Annotated in this window: 15 protein-coding genes; 5 read left to right on the top strand and 10 right to left on the bottom strand. The window is 74.4% G+C overall.

Annotated elements, in window-relative coordinates; translation table 11 throughout:
• Positions 1-114: 114 nt before the first annotated feature.
• From ACIPYS_RS28110 to ACIPYS_RS28100, 3 genes are all read right to left on the bottom strand, one after another.
• Positions 115-645: a hypothetical protein gene (locus ACIPYS_RS28110; protein ID WP_400751103.1), complete on the bottom strand. Its 531-nt coding sequence runs from the start codon at positions 643-645 to the stop codon at positions 115-117.
• 20 nt (positions 646-665) lie between these two features.
• Positions 666-1175 carry a helix-turn-helix domain-containing protein gene (locus tag ACIPYS_RS28105; RefSeq protein WP_093861534.1) on the bottom strand — a complete coding sequence of 170 codons (510 nt, stop codon included), beginning with the start codon at positions 1173-1175 and terminating at the stop codon, positions 666-668.
• A 148-nt stretch (positions 1176-1323) separates the two neighbouring features.
• Positions 1324-2511, bottom strand: coding sequence for a MerR family transcriptional regulator (locus ACIPYS_RS28100; protein WP_400751099.1), 1188 nt, complete (start codon positions 2509-2511; stop codon positions 1324-1326).
• A 234-nt stretch (positions 2512-2745) separates the two neighbouring features.
• Here ACIPYS_RS28100 and ACIPYS_RS28095 point away from each other — a divergent pair, with 234 nt between their 5' ends.
• Positions 2746-3372: a YceI family protein gene (locus ACIPYS_RS28095; RefSeq protein ID WP_093861532.1), complete on the top strand. Its 627-nt coding sequence runs from the start codon at positions 2746-2748 to the stop codon at positions 3370-3372.
• 237 nt (positions 3373-3609) lie between these two features.
• Here the strand turns inward: ACIPYS_RS28095 and ACIPYS_RS28090 are convergent, their stop codons facing one another.
• A complete protein-coding gene (locus ACIPYS_RS28090) occupies positions 3610-4575 on the bottom strand; it encodes a LysR family transcriptional regulator (protein WP_400751095.1) in 966 nt (321 codons plus the stop codon).
• Positions 4576-4740: 165 nt separating this feature from the next.
• On the opposite strand from ACIPYS_RS28090, the gene ACIPYS_RS28085 reads away from it, so the two are divergent.
• Complete coding sequence (locus tag ACIPYS_RS28085) at positions 4741-6033, top strand: MFS transporter (protein ID WP_400751092.1); 1293 nt, start codon at positions 4741-4743, stop codon at positions 6031-6033.
• Positions 6034-6227: 194 nt separating this feature from the next.
• Here the strand turns inward: ACIPYS_RS28085 and ACIPYS_RS28080 are convergent, their stop codons facing one another.
• A complete protein-coding gene (locus ACIPYS_RS28080; RefSeq protein ID WP_400751089.1) occupies positions 6228-6770 on the bottom strand; it encodes a GNAT family N-acetyltransferase in 543 nt (180 codons plus the stop codon).
• Positions 6771-6967: 197 nt separating this feature from the next.
• On the opposite strand from ACIPYS_RS28080, the gene ACIPYS_RS28075 reads away from it, so the two are divergent.
• Complete coding sequence (locus tag ACIPYS_RS28075) at positions 6968-7828, top strand: TetR family transcriptional regulator (RefSeq protein ID WP_400751086.1); 861 nt, start codon at positions 6968-6970, stop codon at positions 7826-7828.
• Between the two features lie 111 nt (positions 7829-7939).
• Here the strand turns inward: ACIPYS_RS28075 and ACIPYS_RS28070 are convergent, their stop codons facing one another.
• Positions 7940-9253 (bottom strand): GNAT family N-acetyltransferase, encoded by a 1314-nt coding sequence (locus ACIPYS_RS28070; RefSeq protein ID WP_400751083.1) that lies wholly within the window; start codon positions 9251-9253, stop codon positions 7940-7942.
• Between the two features lie 229 nt (positions 9254-9482).
• On the opposite strand from ACIPYS_RS28070, the gene ACIPYS_RS28065 reads away from it, so the two are divergent.
• Positions 9483-10010 (top strand): SMI1/KNR4 family protein, encoded by a 528-nt coding sequence (locus ACIPYS_RS28065; RefSeq protein ID WP_400751080.1) that lies wholly within the window; start codon positions 9483-9485, stop codon positions 10008-10010.
• A gap of 163 nt (positions 10011-10173) precedes the next feature.
• On the opposite strand, the gene ACIPYS_RS28060 is transcribed toward ACIPYS_RS28065, so the two are convergent.
• The 4 genes from ACIPYS_RS28060 to ACIPYS_RS28045 all read right to left on the bottom strand — a co-directional run bounded on the left by ACIPYS_RS28060 (position 10174) and on the right by ACIPYS_RS28045 (position 15984).
• Complete coding sequence (locus tag ACIPYS_RS28060) at positions 10174-11619, bottom strand: C40 family peptidase (RefSeq protein ID WP_400751077.1); 1446 nt, start codon at positions 11617-11619, stop codon at positions 10174-10176.
• 416 nt (positions 11620-12035) lie between these two features.
• Positions 12036-13169 carry a hypothetical protein gene (locus ACIPYS_RS28055; RefSeq protein WP_197698609.1) on the bottom strand — a complete coding sequence of 378 codons (1134 nt, stop codon included), beginning with the start codon at positions 13167-13169 and terminating at the stop codon, positions 12036-12038.
• 69 nt (positions 13170-13238) lie between these two features.
• Complete coding sequence (locus ACIPYS_RS28050; RefSeq protein ID WP_400751072.1) at positions 13239-15149, bottom strand: threonine/serine exporter ThrE family protein; 1911 nt, start codon at positions 15147-15149, stop codon at positions 13239-13241.
• 127 nt (positions 15150-15276) lie between these two features.
• A complete protein-coding gene (locus tag ACIPYS_RS28045) occupies positions 15277-15984 on the bottom strand; it encodes a DedA family protein (protein WP_093861525.1) in 708 nt (235 codons plus the stop codon).
• Positions 15985-16244: 260 nt separating this feature from the next.
• Between ACIPYS_RS28045 and ACIPYS_RS28040 the strand changes: the two genes are divergently transcribed.
• Positions 16245-16559 (top strand): hypothetical protein, encoded by a 315-nt coding sequence (locus ACIPYS_RS28040; protein WP_093861524.1) that lies wholly within the window; start codon positions 16245-16247, stop codon positions 16557-16559.
• Positions 16560-16713 lie beyond the last annotated feature (154 nt).

Here is a 16713-nt window from a genome sequence, read left to right as displayed (position 1 = left end):
CGGCACACCTGCCCGTCCATCCTGGCACGGCGCACGGTCCACCACGGGGTCAAACGGCCCGGCGGCACCAGACGTGCCCCGGGGTGCCGGGCCTCCGGCCCGGCCCGCCCCGAGCTACTCCGCGCTCTTGCGGGCCCGGCCGCGCTTCGGGGCGACGGGCGCCTCGTCCTCGACCAGCTCGCCCTCGACCAGCTCACCGGCCTCCGCGGACTCCGCGTCCACCCGCTCGGCGACGGCCTCGCCCGCACCGGCGGCGACGTCGTCGGCGCCACGGCCCCGGTCCACCGCGACCTTGCCGCGCTCGGCCAGCTCGTCGTAGGTCTCCTTGGCCTTGACCGCCAGCTCGACCGCGCGGCCGACCTGCTGGAGGGCGAAGCTCTGCGCCTTCTCCTGCAGCACCTTCAGATCGGTCGGCAGGGCGGTCACCGAGCCGCTGACCTTGGCCTGCGCGTCGACCAGCCGGGCCTGGGCCTCGGCCAGCGCGGCGGCGGCCTTCTCCTGGGTGCCCTTGCGGTCTGCCGCGAGTGCCTCCACCCGGCCCGGCACCTCGCGCAGCTTCTCGTAGGCGAGGTCCCCGGCGCCGGCGAGGGCGTAGAGCGGGGTGGGGTCGGTCAGGGTCTTCTTGATGTCGTCCGTGATCGGCATGGCCGGTCCTCCCGTGGTGTTTAGGGTGCCTCGCCCCGGTGCTCGTCCGTGCTCCCGCCCACGCCCCCGGCCGGGGCCGCAGGTCCGTCGGCGGGTCGGTCCGCCTCCGCCTCCGTCTCCGTCGCCGGAGCCGTCGCCGGGTCCGTCGCCGCGGCCTTCACCGGACCGCCGCCGGACGGCCGCCCGGCGGCGTTCTCCTTGAGGAAGGCGTCGTAGACCGCGAGCAGCGCCTGCTTCTGCTGCTCGTTGATCAACGGATCGGCCAGGATCGAGGCCCGCAGTTCCAGGCCCTCACCCCGCCGCTCCTCCAGGATTCCGGCCTGGACGTAGAGCGTCTCCGCCGAGATCCGCAGCGCCTTGGCGATCTGCTGCAGGATCTCCGCGCTCGGCTTGCGCAACCCTCGCTCGATCTGGCTGAGGTAGGGGTTGGACACGCCGGCGGCCTCCGCCAGCTGCCGCAGCGAGTACTGCGCGTTGCGCCGCTGCTCGCGGATGTACTCGCCCAGCGGGCCGACGTTCAGTGAGGCCATGCGAACACCCTGCCCCACCGCGCTTGCAATTGCAAGCACAGTGCTAGCGCCAGCAAACGCCCGCCCTGCGGATCGCGCCCCCGGACGGCCGGGACGACCGCCGCCCCGGCCTCGACCCGCTCCGAGGTCGGACCGGGGACGCTCCGGGTCAGGCGGGGAGGCGGACGGGCATCAGGACGGAGAAGGTGCCGGGGCGGTCGGCGGTACGGACGGCGAGGGGGGTGATCGGGCCGCCGAGTTCGAGGAGCAGCTGCCCCGGGGCATCGACCGGAACGGCCTCCAGGAGGAAGTCCCGGTTGACCGCCACCCGGAGGATGTCGTCCGACCCGTCGGCATCGGCCCCAGGGGCGGCGACGGCGAACCGGCCCTCACTGTCGACGGTCAGCAGGGCGACCTCGCAGGCCGCGCCGTGCGGACCGGACGGCAGGCTGCTGGTCACGGCCGACACGAGCGCCGCGCGCAGTTCGGCGGCGGGCAGGCCGATCCGGTGGGCCGGCTCCAGCCGGACGAGGGGCCGGTAGTCGGGGTAGTCGTGGTCGAGCGCGGCCCCCTCGATCCGGTGGCCGCCGACCGTGACGTGCACCGTTCCGGCGCCGAGCGCCAGTTCCACCGCCCCCGCGGCGGAGCCGAGCAGCGCGCGGACGGCATCGGCCAGCGCGACCGGCACGACGGCCGACGCGGCCGGCGCGGCCGGCGCGGCCGGCGCGGCCGGCGCGGCGGACTCGGCGAAGTCGGCGGACTCGACAGACTCCGCAGGCACAGCAGACTCCGCGGGCTCCACCGGCCGGGCGGGCACCTCGGCAAGGGCGATCCGATAGCGATCGGTGGCGACCAGGCGCAGCAGGCCGCCGTCGAGGTCGAACAGCACGCCGGACAGCACCGGCAGCCCGGGGTCGTCACCGACGGCGAAGCGGACCGCGTCCAGGGCTTCGGCCAGCCCGACGGCGGGGACGGTGAAGCGGTACTCGGCGGGGGTCGTGGTCATGAGGCTCTCCCTCTGGTCGATCAACCGGCGGATCAGGGAGAGTTCACGGCGCGCGTCGGCGAGGCCGTCCTCCAGCCGGCGCAGATGCTCGTCCACCACCCGCCGGGCGGCACCGCTGCCGGGCACCGCGCCGAGCACGGCCCGGATGTCCGCCAGCGGCAGACCCACCCGGCGCAGCCGGGCGAGCAGTCGGGCGTCGGCGAGCTGTCCGGGGGCGTACCAGCGGTAGCCGGTGCGCGGGTCGACACGGGCGGGGGCGAGCACCTCGGCACCGTCGTAGAACCGCAGGGCACTGATGCTCAGACCGCTGTCGCGGGCCAGCTCGCCGATGCTGCGCAGGTCGCTCTCCATGCCGGGGACTCTGGGGCCTCGACCGGGTCGAGGGTCAAGCGGGACCGCCGGACCGGCCCGACGATACCGCCGGCCACCGGGGCCGGGCGGGCGGTGACGGGGGACGCGAACCGGGCCCCGTCCGACACGCCACGAGATTCCCGGAGCAGGTGGTTGAACTTTGAACCAGTCGGGTCTACAGTGGAGCCATCAAGTTGAAGCCTAAACAAATGGCTTCGAACCCGAGGAGGAGCCATGGGCCTGTTCAACCGCACCAAGACCACCGACACTGCGACCACCGCCGTCGCCGTCGCCGAGAACCCGGCCGGCCAGGACCTCGGGCTCGGACACCTGACCGGCGACTGGACCATCGACACCACCCACAGCGAGATCGGCTTCGCCGTCCGCCACGCGATGGTCACCAACGTCAAGGGCCGCTTCACCGAGTACGAGGGCAAGCTGCACCTGGACGGCACCACCCCGACCGACTCGCGCGCCGATCTGGTGATCAAGGTCGCGAGCATCGACACCAACCAGGCCCAGCGCGACGAGCACCTGCGCACCAGCGACTTCTTCGCGGCCGAGACCTTCCCGGAGATGCGCTTCCGCAGCACCGCCGCCGAGCGCGTGGGCGACGAGTCCTACCGGATGAGCGGCGAGCTCACCATCAAGGACGTCACCCGCCCGATCACCCTGGACCTCGACTTCACCGGCCACGCCGTCGACGCCTACGGTGCCGACCGGGTCGGCTTCGAGGGCAAGGCCGTCCTGGACCGCACCGACTGGGGCCTGACCTACAACGCCGCACTGGAGACCGGCGGCGTGCTGATCGGCGAGAAGGTCAAGCTCACCTTCGACATCTCCGCCGTGAAGGCGGCCTGACCCGGCCGACCTCGCCCGCGGGCCCCGCACCCCCGGTCGTGCGGCGCGCGACGCCCCCGGCCGACCGCCCGTCCGCACCCGACTCCACCCCTGCCGACCCCCGAGCGGCAGGGGTGGAGTCGCATTCCGCCACAACAACCCGTCGCGGCACGGTGATTCCTGTTCCGGCGATCCCCGGTCCGGCAGTTCCCGCTCCGGTGGTTCCGACCGGAACGACGGCCGGAAGGACAGCCCCGGCTAGACCGCCAGCAGCGCGGCGTCCGGCGACGGCAGCCAACTGCCCGCCGGGCGGCGCAACCAGCCCTCGCGCCCGCCGAGTTCGGCCGCCGCGGTCAGCAGTGCGGTCAGTCCGGGATGCCGCAGGTCCGGGCGGTGCACCAGGCTCACCAGGCTGAGCGGGACCGGATCGACCAGCGGCACGTTCACCGAGCCCGGCAGTGCCGGGCCGCCGACGGTGGTCAGCATCGGGTCGCCGTGCCGGGCCAGGTAGCGGGCCGTCTCGTCCACCCCCACCGGCGGGACCCGCGGGGGCGCCGCGTCCAGACCGTGCTCGTCCAGCAGCCGCCGGCCGAGGTCGGCCCACTCGGTGGTCGCCGGATTGCCCGCGCAGATGTCCACCGGGTGCCCGGCCAGTTCGGCGAGCCGCAGGGCCGGCCGACCGGCCAGCGGATGGCCGGCCGCCATCATCACCGAGACCGCCTCCAGCCGGACCGGGCGCTGCGCGAGCCGGGCCCGCGCCTCGGCGGGCAGTCCGGCGTAGCGGCCGAACGACACGTCCAGCCGATGGGCGAGCAGTTCGGTGGCCGCGGCCGCCAGACCGCCGTGGAAGCGGGCCAGCATTTCGCCCTCCGGCCAAGCGGCGCGGGCCCGTTGGAGCAGCCGGTCGCTGGTGAGGTCCGGCCCGGTGACGTCGCTGTTGAGGTCGAGCAGCAGTGGCCGGTGCGCGACACCGGCCAGGATCTCGTCGTGCAGGGCCAGCAGTCGGCGGGCCTTGGGCAGCAGACCGTGCCCGGCGGTGGTGAGTTCGACACTGCGGGTGGTACGGAGGAACAGGGTGTCGCCGAGCAGCCGCTCCAGCGTCCTGACATCACGGCTGAGCGCCTGCTGGGCCACGTGCAGCCGCTCCGCGGCGCGGCCGAAGTGCAGCGTCTCGGCGGTGGCGACGAAGCCGCGCAGCAGGCGGGGATGCAGGTCGTGGGGCATGGCGGCAGGCTAGCAACGCCCGGCCGGGCGATCCTTGCCGTCGGAGCCCACCCGCCCGGTACCGACATCACTTTGTTGTTGATGCGGCGGAACAGGTGTTGGACCGCGAACCACCGGCGGCCCGAGGCTGGAGCCCTTCCCTCCCCCTCTGTCCCGCGGAGTCCTGTGTTCGCCCCCTACCGACGCCTGTTCACCCGGCCCGGCGCCGTCGCCTTCACCCTGGCCGGGCTGCTCGCCCGGCTGTCGATGTCGATGACCGGCGTCTCGCTGGTGGTGCTGATCGCCGAACGTCGCGGCTCCTACGCGCTCGCGGGCACCGTCGCCGCGGCCGGACTGGTCGCCGTGGCGATCGGCATGCCGCTGATCGGCCGGCTCGTCGACCGGTTCGGGCAGGCCCGGATCACCGTTCCGGCGGTGCTGTACAACCTGGTGCCACTGTGCGGACTGCTGCTCTGCGTCCGCCTCGGCGCACCCGACTGGACGCTCCACCTCTGCTGGGCGGCCGGGTCCGCGGTGCCGAACCTCGGCGGTATGGCGCGGGCCCGCTGGGCGCACCTGCTCCGTGACGCGCCGGAGGACCGGCACCTCGCCAACTCCCTCGAACAGGCCCTGGACGAGCTCTGTTTCATGGCCGGACCGGTGCTCGGCATGGTCCTGTGCACGACGGTCGCCCCGGAGGCCGGGATGCTCACCGCCGGCGGGGTCGGCACCGTCGGCGCGCTGCTCTTCGCGGCCCAGCGGCGGACCGAACCGCCGCCGGCGGACCGTCCCGACGCCGCTGCCACCGACGCCGCTGCCACCGATGCCGCGGCCGGGCCGCGCTCGCCGCTGCGGGTGCCGGCGCTCCGGGTGCTCGCCCTGACCTTCCTCAGCACCGGCATGGTCTTCGGCGCGCTCGATCTGACCACCGTCGCGTACGCGGACGCGCTGGGGCACCGCCCGGTCGCGGGCGGACTGCTGGCCCTGGTGGCGGCCGGGTCGTGTGCGGCGGGGCTGGTGTTCGGCACCCTGCGACCGACCCGCTCCGCGGGTGCCCGCTTCCTGCGGGGCCTGGCGGCGATGGCGGGGCTCCTGCTGCTGCCGCTCGCCGCCGGGCTGGGCGGCGCGGGACTCGCACTGCTCGGGGCGGCCCTGTTCGCGGCCGGCACGGGCACCGCACCGACCATGGTCACCGGCATGACGCTGATCCAGGAGCAGCTGCCCCGGCGGCAGTTGAACGAGGCGATGGCGATCGCGGTGTCCGGGATCATGATCGGCATATCGACCGGCTCGGCGCTGGCGGGCGCACTCGCCGAACACGCCGGGCCCGGCGCGGGGTACTGGATCCCGGCGGGAGCGGCGGCGCTCGCCCTGCTGATCGCCCTCGCGGGCCGCCGCCACCTGGGCGCGGGGCCGCGGCCTCCGGCCGGAACGGCTTCCGGCCCACTGTCGGTGCCACCGGCCAGCTTGCGATCATGACGACGGCGGCGAGCGCCGTCGAGTACGTCCGGGGCGATGCCGCGGCACCCCTGGGCAAGGGGGTGGTGGTCCCGCATGTCTGCACCCCGCCCCGAGCCGAGAGGGCGCACCGGTGTCGGAAGCGGGCGGGCGCTGGGAGCCGGTGGAGCCCCTGGTGCGGGCCCGACCGACGGAACGGGGGTGCCGGTGACGGTCTACGACCGCGACTGACCGGCCGGCGCGACGGCCGACCAGGTGTACTCGTACTCGGGCAGCGTGTGACCGCCGGGGAAGACGCCCTGACCGGCCGCGGTGCGCCGGCCGCCGGCGCGCTCGTAGAAGGCGATCGCGCGGGTGTTGGCCTGCAGCACCTCCAGGTAGAGGTCGGCCCCGGGGTGCTGTCGGGTCACGTGGGCGCGGGCGGCGTCCAGCAGCTCGCCGCCGATCCCGGAGCCGGTCAGCCCGGGGCGGACGTGCAGGTTGTCGAGCAGCACCCGGCCGTCCGGCATCGGGACCAGGTAGGCGAATCCCACGGTGGTGCCCGCCTGTTCGGCGATCAGCAGTTCGGGGGTCGCCTCCGGGGCGCCGTAGTCGACACTCAGCCGCAGTTCCCAGATCTCGTGCCGCTCGTCCGCCAGCCCGTCACCGAGGGCGCTGTCGGGGACGATGCCGGCGTACGCGCTGCACCAGCTGGCGGCGTGCAGGGCGGCGACGTCCTCGGCGTCCCGGGCGTTCCCCCGGCGGATGGTGGTGATCACGCAACGAGCCTCTCATCCGGCCTGAACGCGTTCAAGCCCCGGTCGAAGTCATGGCATGCTTTTGAACGCGTTCGAAGAGGCTCGCCGAGAGTCCACGGAGGACGGCGCGCGTGTCGGCACCGGATGCGGAGGGGGCATCCGGTGCCGTCCGCGCCGACACCGCCTGGGACTCGGCCGATCGGGCTAGGCTCGGGGCCGTGGACGACCTGGCAGCGACGAACGGCCCGAGCGCGACGAACGACGGCACCGGCGGCACCGGCACCGGCGGCACCGCCGGCGGCGCGGAGCACACCGACGACACTCCCTCGGAGCCGGCCGCACCGGCCGCCGCACCGGCCGCCGAGACACGTGGCAGTCGCGCCCGGCCGAAGACGGACAAGAGCGAGCAGACCCGGGCCCTGATCCTGGAGACCGCGATGCGGCTATTCCAGGAACGCGGTTACGAGAAGACCACCATGCGCGCCATCGCCGCCGAGGCCGGCGTTTCGGTCGGAAATGCTTATTACTATTTTTCGGCGAAAGAATTTCTCATTCAGGGTTTCTACGACCGGATGACGTACGACCATGCGGCGGACGCGAGAAAGCGCATGGCCGATACCCGGGACTTCGCCGAGCGCCTGGAAATCGCCCTGGTCTCCTGGCTGGACACGGCGGCCCCGTACCACGAGTTCGCCGCGCAGTTCTTCCGGACGGCGGCCGACCCCACCAGTGCCCTGAGCCCGTTCTCCAACGAGTCGCACCCGGCCCGGGCCACCGCGGTCGCCCTGTTCCGCGACGTCCTTCAAGGCTCTGACCTGGCACCGAAGCTGGACGCCGAACTGGTCGAGCTGCTGCCCGACGTGCTCTGGCTGCACCTCATGGTCGTCGTCCTCTACTGGGTCTTCGACCGCACCGAGGACACCGAGCGGACCAGGGAATTCGTCCGCCGGTCCACCCCCATGGCGGCCCGGGTGATCAACCTCTCGCGCTATCGGGTGTTCCGGCCGATCGTCCGTGACGCCAAGGGGCTCATCCAGGACTTCATTCTTCCCACCATCGGGAAGACCGCCGTCAAATAGCGCGAAGAAAACGGCACGCGACAGAACGGGCCCCCGAAGCAGAATCGCCGCCCGCAGCAGAACGGCCGGCCCGCGGAAAGCGGGCCGGCCGGTCCGGACCGTGCGGCCCGATCAGAATCCGTCGATGTTCCAGGCCGCCAGCGGGGTGCGGAACAGCAGGTCCGCGGCCGCCGCCGCACCGGGGCGCAGCTCGGTGACCCGCCCGGCCAGGGCGAGCCTCGGCAGTGTCTCGCCACCCAGGTAGATCGCGCCCAGCGCCGAGGCGTCCAGCGCCAGATCGGGCTCGTCGGCCGTCCGGACGCAGCGACCGGTGCCGTCGGCGGCGACCTCGAACGCCCAGCGGCCCGCGACGTAGCCCGCCGGGTCGTCGACCTCCAGCACCGTACGGCCGGCCGCGCCGTACGTCCGGGCGTTGAACGCCGCCTCGATGTCGAGCACCCGCAGCCACATGAAGTCCGCGTTGTCCTCGTGCGGCGTCGCGGCCCGCGGGTCGTTCAGCAGCAGCGGCAGCGGGTCGTCCGGACCGACGTTCTCGACCACGACCTTGCGGACCCAGTCGATCGAGAGGACGAACCGCCAGAGCTCGGTGGCCGAGGCCCGGTCGAGGGCGAACAGGTCGGTGAGGGTGAGCGTGCAGTTGGGGTAGGAGCCGTCCCAGTTGTCGTCGATCCGGTAGACGGCCAGACCGGTCGGGGTGCCGTCGGCGGCGCGGTGGACGGCCGCGAACGGCTCCTTCCAGTCGAAGCCCGGCACCTCGATCTCACCGGTCGCCCGCTGCCAGGTCACCTCGTCGCGGGCGATCGCACCCGCCTGGGTGACCCGCCAGCGGTCGAACAGCTCGGGACCCAGCTTGCGCAGTTCCGCCATCTCGACGAGGTCGATCCGCCCGCCGGGCACGGTCGGCAGGCCGTCCCGCAGGCCGCCGGCCCGGAGCAGGTCGATGTTCCAGCCGTGGCCCCGGGTCGCAGGGCCGAAGCCGTAACGGCCGTAGATGTTGTACTCGGCGGCGATCAGGATCGCGACCGCGGCGCCACGCTCCCGGGCGGCCTCGAGGTCCCCGGTCATCATCCGGCGGAGCAGGCCGCGCCGCCGGTGGGTGGCGGTCACGGTGACGGCGGTGATCGCGTCGGCCGTGACGACCGCGCCGCCGGGGACGGTCAGCTCGGTGTCGAAGCTGCGGAAGGTGGCCACGAACCGGCCGTCGTCCACCGCACCGACCATCCGGTCCGGCTCCCACTGCCGGCGGCGGAACTCGGTCGCCCGGCCCACGTGCGAGCGCAGGAAGCCCAGGGCCAGTGCCCGGTCCCACGCCTCCACCTCGTCCTGCCCGATCGCGCGGATCTCGATCCCGTCCGCCGCGTCCGCCCGCTCCCCCGGTCGGCCGCCACCCGGCCCTCCGGACCCGCCGTTCGTCTCGTTGCCCATTCGCCCACCGTACGGCGGGGTTTCGGCAACGGCATCCGATTTATTCCGGGGCCCACGCTCGCCCGGTCGGCCCCCGGGCCGGGCCCGGGAGGATCCTGGAGCGGGACACCCCGGCGTCCCCGGAACATCGGCCCGGGTGGCCGGCACTACGGCCGACCGGGGAGCCTGACACCCCGTCCGACCGGGACGAGCCGACGTCGATGACGGTGGTGGCCGCTAGCCTCTCGGCGTGACGCAGACCAGTGATCGCCGGTTCCCCGCCGCGCTCGCCGCCGCACTGGCGGTCCCCTTCGACCACGACGACGGCAGGGGGATCGACTTCGAGCCCTTCCCGGCCTTCCGTTCCGCCGAGGACACCGCCGACTGGTTCCGGGCCTGGACCGGCAACACGGACTCGAGCGGTGACGACTTCCGCGTGTTCGGCCAGGACGGCACGGGTGGATACGCGGCGTTCTGGCTGGTCCGCCCGGGTCGCCCGCTCGTCGACCAACCCGTCGTCTTCCTCGGCTCCGAGGGCGAGACCGCCGTACTGGCACGCGACCTGGGCGACTTCCTGTGGCTGCTCGCCGGCGGCTTCGGCCCCTGGGAGGCGGCCACCCTCTACCAGCCCGACTGGAGCCCGAGTCCCGACCAGCAGCTGACGGCCGTCGCGGAGCGCTTCGCCCCCGATCGGCGGCAGTCGCCCGGCGCCGTCATCGAGGCGGCGTCCCGGGAGTTCCCCGACTTCGACGACAGGATCATGGCGCTCTGTCGCTAGCCCCGACCGGGACTGCTCCCGGACCGCCGCGGGAATCGGCGGACGCTGCCGTCGGACTGCCCGTCCGCCGTCCCACCGGTCCTGCGGGCGCGGAACACGGGCGCGGCCGCCGCGGGGAAGCACGAGGCGGACCGGGGAGTCCGCGCTCCACCCGCGCGGCCGGTCAGGGACGGGCGTAGAAGTCCGGGGTGCCCATGATCCAGAGGCTGGCCTGCTTGATCGGCATCCCGGCGCGGGGGGCCTCGATCATCTGGTCGTCGCCGATGTAGAGGCCGACGTGGTGGATGTCGGCGGCCCGGCCGGTGGCGCTCCAGAAGACCAGGTCGCCGGGGCGAAGCTGGCGGTAGGTGACCGGGGTGGACTGCGCGTACTGGTCGGCGGCGAAGTGGTTGAGCCGCTTGCCGCCCTCGCGCCAGGCCATCATGGTCAGCCCGGAGCAGTCGTAGCCGGCCGGGCCCTCGCCGCCCCAGATGTAGGGCAGGCCGATCCTGGCGCGGGCGAAGGCCACGGCGGAGGCCGCGTTCTCCGCGGACCAGGGCCGTCCGGCCGGGGGTGCGGCCGCGGCCGGGCCGGTCTTCGCGGGGGAGGCGGCAGCGGCGGCCGAAGCGGCGGCGGCCTCGGCGGCGGCCCGTTCGGCGGCCGCCTTCTCCGCCGCGGCCAGCTCGGCCGCGGCCCGTTCCGCCGCCTCGCGTTCGGCGGCGGCCTTCTCGGCCGCCGCGCGCGCCGCCGCCTCGGCCTCCCGGGCCGCGATGGCCTCCAGCGCCTCGCGCCGTTGGCGTTCCAGTTCGACCGTGGTGTGGCGGGCGGCCGCCAGCTCCGCGAGCAGCCGTTCGCGTTTCAGGCCGGTCGCTGCGACCTGGTTCTGCTGGTCCGTCAGCCTGGCCTCGGCCCGTTCCCTGGCGGCGCCCACCGCGGCGGCGGCCCGTTCGGCGGCCTCGGCCGCGGTGCGCGCGGCGGCGACGGCCCGGGCGGCGCCGGCGGCCGTGGAGACGGCCGCGTCGAGGATCTGCCGGGAACGGTCGCTGGCGACCCCGACCACGGCGGCCCGGTCCCCCGCCTCGCGCGGGCCGCGTGCGCCGAGCAGGGCGTTGATCGCGGAGAGCTCGGCGCTGGTGCCCTGCCGGTACGTCTCGGCGGCCAGTGCCGCGGCGTCCTCGGCGGCGGCGGACCGTTCCGCCTCGGCGGCCGCCGACCGGTCCGCGGCGGCGGACTCCTCGGCCCTGGCCCGGGTGAGGGCCAGCTGGGCGCCGTTGTAGGCCTCGACGGCCTGTTCGGCGGTCCGGGCGGCGGTGTCGAGTTCGGCCCTGGCGGCGGTGAGGCCCGCCTCGATGACGGCGACCGAGCCGGCCGTGGCGTCGGCCTCGGCCCGGGACCGGTCGATCTCCTCGGCGGAGGGATAGGCCTGCTCCGCCGGAGCACCGGCGGAACCGGGCCCGTCTGCGGAACCGGGCCCACCGGCGGAACCGGGCCCGGCCGGAACGCCGCCCCCCGGCGGTTCGGCGGCCGTGCTGGCCCCGCCCGGCTCCACCGGGGCGGCCGCCGCGGCCGGAAGCAGCCCGAGCAGGGCGGTGAGGGACAACAGGAGGGTCGGCAGGAATCCGCGCGCCACGATTCATCCCTTCGTACGGTCACGAGGGAGCGGCCGCGGGGCCCCCCCCCCCCGGCGGGGGGGGCGGGCCCCCGCCCCCGGCCCCCCGGGGGGGCCCCCCCCCCCCCCCCCCCCCCCCCCCCCCCCCCCGGGGGGCGCGCCCCCCCCCCCCCCCCGGGGGGGGGGGCGCCGCGGCGACGGGACCGGGGACGGCGGGGGCCGAACGGCTCCGACGGATCGCCGGACCGTCGCCCGCCCGTCGCCGGTCCGGCGCCGAGAGGTGCGGCGAAAACATCCCGTTCCGTGACAAGACGGTCACTGCCCGCCATGTTCTCAAGCGAGGCGGGATTCACACCTCACATCCGCACCGCCGGCCGGGTGACCATCTGATGATCTGACTGCAGGACGGTCCCGACCGGGCGGCCAGGGTATACGAACTAACGGCTCATCCGACGTGTCCGCGGCCGCAACCAGCGGTGTCGCCCCGGACGGAGTGGCTGCCCGGTCGGCCGGACGGCGTACGTCCGGCCCCGGCCGGCCCGGACGGCGCGACGGCGCCGCTGGGACCCGTCCCGCGGCCCCACCCGATCGGCCGAGCCGCCGTATCCGCCCGGCCCGCCGTACGCCGCTCCGTTGCCGGCGGCGCCGCCGTTGCCGTTCGCCCCGGCGTTCCGGTGACTGCCGGACGGGTGCTCCCCGCCCGCCGCCGAGCGCCGGTCGGCGAGCCGCGCGGAGCGCCGGGCCAGGGCCCGGGCGGCGTGCGCGTCCAGGTGGGCGCTGGCCCGGGCGGCCATCCGCTCGGCCACCCGGTGGGCCGCCGGGTGGTTCGCCGACACCTTGTCCGGCGCCCCGGCGATCAGGTCGAAAAGCCAGGTGCGGGCGATGTCCGCACGCCGGTGCAGACGACGCTCGCGCCGGAGTGCCCGGGCCCGGCGGCGCGGGCGCCCGGCGTACCGCCAGCGCGCCCAGGGACTGCTCGGCCGGGCCAGCCGGATCGCGCCGACCCAGGAGAGGCCGGGCACCATGATGCCGAGCAGGCCGGTCCACATCTTGCCCTTGAGCAGCGTGACGATCATGGCCAGCGCGTTCACCGAGATCACCGTGACCAGGCCCCACCTGGTCTCCCCGGTGGGCTCGGCGCCGAGCGGCACGTAGCCGACCAGCAGCAGGCCGGTGAAGAGGATGCCGAAGATCACCGCGTCCACCGACTTGCGGCCCTGCTCGCTCCAGTAGACGTCGTCCAGGTGCAGGATCAGCGCGAACTCGTCCAGCACCAGTCCGCAGCCGATGCCGAAGAGCAGGCCGAAGAGGTCGATCCACGGGTGGCCGCCGTAGGTGGCGAACACCCCGATGCCGCCGACCAGCAGGAAGCCCAGGCCGAAGACCATGTGGTGGATGTGCAACCCGCCGGGTGTCACGTTGCCCGGCCACCAGCGGACCTGGGCCCTGATCATCCGCACGCTGAACCGGATGAAGACGAACGAGGTGATGAACCCGACCAGCAGCAGGAACAGCGGTTGCTTGTGCGCGTCGACGATGTGCTCGCGGTAGCCGTCCAGCAGTGTGGTCATGCGTCTTACCTTCGTTCCTGGTGCTGCGTGCGGTCTGCCACGACATGGCCCGGAGGCCAACGATCGGCGTCAGAAACCGCGAGTGCGCTTGGCCGCCCGGCGCGGGATCACCGGGGCGAGCGACGGTCGCTCGACCCCGACCGGGAGCTTCATGAAGAGCCGGGCGATCTCCCCGCCCAGGTTCACCCCGATGGCCAGCGCCAGGGCGATCGCCGCCGCCCTGGTGATCTGGACCAGGCCGCCGCTGGGGTGGCCCTGGGCGAACGACAGCATGCCGAGGTAGAGCGCCGAACCGGGCATCAGCGGTCCGATCGCCGCGGTGACGTACGGCAGTGCGGAGCCGTTGCGGTAGCGCGCCATCAGCTGGCCGAACAGGCCGACCAGGCCGGCCGCCACACCGGTCGCGACGATCGGCGAGAGCTGGGCGTTGTAGGCCAGCACCCCGTAGCTGGCCCAGCCGATGCCGCTGTTCAGGGTGACCAGGGCCAGCGAGCGCCGGTCGGTCTGCAGCAGCATCGCGAAGGCGCAGGTGAGCACCAGCGCCGCGACCATCTGGACCGGCGGGTAGCTGATCCCCACCAGCGACTCGTCCGGCTTGAGCTTCGCCTGGAAGCCGACCCCCAGGTAGAGGATCAGCATCACGCCGATGACGATGCCCGCCACCAGGTAGATCACTTCCAGCAGCCGGGCCGCGGCGGTGATGTAGAAACCCGTCAGACCGTCCTGCACCGCGGCGACCAGGGCGCGTCCGGGCAGCAGCGCGAACAGCCCACCGGTGATCACCACCGAGCCGCGCAGTCCGAGGTCGTTGAAGGAGAGCACGATGCCGGAGGCCGCGGCCGGCATCGCGGCCAGCACGAACTGGTAGAACTCCGGCAGCCCGCGACGGGCGATCAGCGAGGCCAGCCGGTCGCCGAGCACGGCCGCGACGAAGGCGCTGAGGAAGACCAGCCAGGCCTTGTCGTCGATCCGCCCGCCGACCAGGAAGGTCGCCGCGCCGGCCAGCAGACCGGTGTTCAGGGCGAGCATCCAGGCCGGGTACGGGTGGCGGTTGCGGCGGATCACCGCGAGCCGGCGGTAGGCGTCGTTGACGCTCACCCGCTCGGCGGTGATGTCCGCGACCAGCTCGTACACCGCGTTCAGCCGGGTGTAGTCGGAGGTGCGGCGGCGCACCACCCGGTCGGCGGTGATCGGCGGCTCGACCAGCGAGGGCTGGTGCGAGATGCCGATCAGGGTGAAGGTGACCTGCGGTTCGCAGCGGTCCAGCCGGTAGGCGTGCGCGATGCCGAGCATCGCCGCCTCGACGTCCTCGGCGGCCTCGCCGCTGGCCAGCAGCAGTTCGCCGATGCGCAGGGTCAGGTCGAGGACGCGCGGGACGTTGCGACCGGCGGCGACCGAGGGGTGCAGCTCGCGGGCGGTCCGTTCGAAGGCCGGGCGCTCGGACATCGGGGTGCGCAGCAGGGTGCGCATCCGGTCCGGCCAGGGCGCCTCGCCGGGCGCGCCGGGGCTGAGCGCGCCGACCGGGATGCCGAGCGGCGGGGTGTAGCCGGCGGCCCGCCACTCCTCGGGGGTGAGGGTGTCCTCGGCCACCGAACGGCGGCGGCCCGGGGCGGCCGGTCCGGTGTCGGCCGGTACCGCTGCGGCCGGTACCTCGTCGACCGGCGGCGCCCCGGGCCCGGGCCGAGGCTCGGGCCGAGGCTCGGGCCGAGGTTCGGGCTCGGGCTCGGGCTGAGGCTCGGGCCGGGGTTCGGGCTCGGGCGCCAGCAGGCCCCTGGTCTCGGGCGCGGGCAGCAGGAGCGGGATCTCCACGGTCGGTTCGACGACCGGGGCGGGATGCCCGAGCAGACCCTCGGTGGGCGGCGCGGCGGACGGGTGGAGCGGGCGCGGCTCCGCGGCGGGCCCGGACCGCGGCCGGGGCGACCGGCCGCCCCGGCCGCCCCTGGCCTTCTTGCCGCCGCCCGGCCGGCCCCGCTTCGGCACTTCCGCTCCTTGCCGCCCCTGGCGGTGCCGGTCCCCCGGGCCGCCGTTCGATCTCCGGATACACCATGCCCGATCGAACTGCCGGACGCACATGTACGGGGCGGCGGGGGCGGCCGGTCGCGGACGCCTACCCGGCGCGATGGCGGCCGCCGGCCCCGGCGGCGGGCGCCGCGGCGCGGTCGGGGTGCCCGGCCCCGGCGGCCTGCGCGGCCCGGCCGGAGCGCCGGGCGCGGAGCAGCTCGACGGCCACCGGGACCACCGAGAGCAGCACGATGCCGATCAGGATCGCCTCGATGTTCTCCCGGACGAACGGGATCTGTCCGAGGAAGTAGCCGAGCACCGTGACGCCCGCGCCCCAGAGCACGCCGCCGACGACGTTGAAGAGGACGAAGACGCGGTAGTTCATCGCGCTCACCCCGGCGACGATCGGGGTGAAGGTGCGCACGATCGGCACGAACCGGGCCAGCACGATCGCCTTCGGGCCGTGCCGGTCGAAGAAGGCGGCCGCCTTCTCCACGTTCTCCTGCTTGAACAGCCGGGAGTCGGGGCGGCGGAACAGGCCCGGTCCGACCTTCCGCCCGAACAGGTAGCCGACCTGGTCGCCGGCCACCGCCGCCAGCACGATCAGCGCGCAGACCAGCCAGAGCGGCTGGTGCAGGTAGGTGCCGCCGGCCACCAGCAGACCGGTGGTGAAGAGCAGCGAGTCGCCCGGGAGGAAGAAGCCGATCAGCAGGCCCGACTCGGCGAAGACGATGGCCAGGATGCCGATCAGCCCGAAGGTGGAGATCAGGTAGGTCGGATCGAGCCAGGACGGGCCGAGGGCGAGGCTGGTCACGGGGCGGACTCCTGAGGGCCTGAAGGGTCTACTCTTGGCAATGGAACAGTAAAGCATTCACCAAGGAACCTTCGAACACCCCAGGTCCGGGCGGCGGTCGGACAATCATCCGGGTACCACCATCGGGCGAATCCTCGCCCGAATGGTGGAGTTCGTCCGGGGCCCTGGTGAATCCTGTTCGTGCGACGTCAGGCAACGGCGCTGCGGAGCGGCCACTCCGGAAGCGCCACCATTCGCACCCCACCCTCAGGGAGACCATCGTGTCCCGTATCCGCGCAGCCGCCGCCGTCACCGCCCTCGGGGCCTTCCTCCTCGCCGGCATCGGCACCGCCCACGCCGACAACGGCGCCGGCGCGGACCACCACTCCAACAGCAGCGTGGTGAGCAACACCGGCTCCGGCAACATCATCGGCAACGTCCACGGCAACGTGGTCAGCACCCAGCAGACCGCCACCGGCTCCGGCGCCAGCAACCAGAACAACACCCTCGCGGCGACCGGGAACGCCGGCAACATCGGCGCCCTCCAGGGCAACGGCAACCTCGCCGCCCTGTTCGCCCCGCACATCGGCGGCTGAGCGACGCTCCGCCCCTGAGCCCGTCCGCCGGTCGCGGGGGGGGGGGGGGGGGGGGCCCCGCCGGGGGGGGGGGGGGGCGGGGGCGCCGCCGCCGGCCCCCCCCCCCCCCGCGGCCGCGCCCCCCCCCCCGGGGGGGGGGGCGGCGAGGGGGCGG

Origin of the sequence: Kitasatospora sp. NPDC089913, from assembly GCF_044748625.1 — a bacterium.
In the GTDB taxonomy this organism is placed as follows: Bacteria; Actinomycetota; Actinomycetes; order Streptomycetales; family Streptomycetaceae; genus Kitasatospora.
The sequence above is the reverse complement of the archived record's forward strand: the minus strand, read 5'-3'. Positions and strand labels throughout refer to the sequence as shown.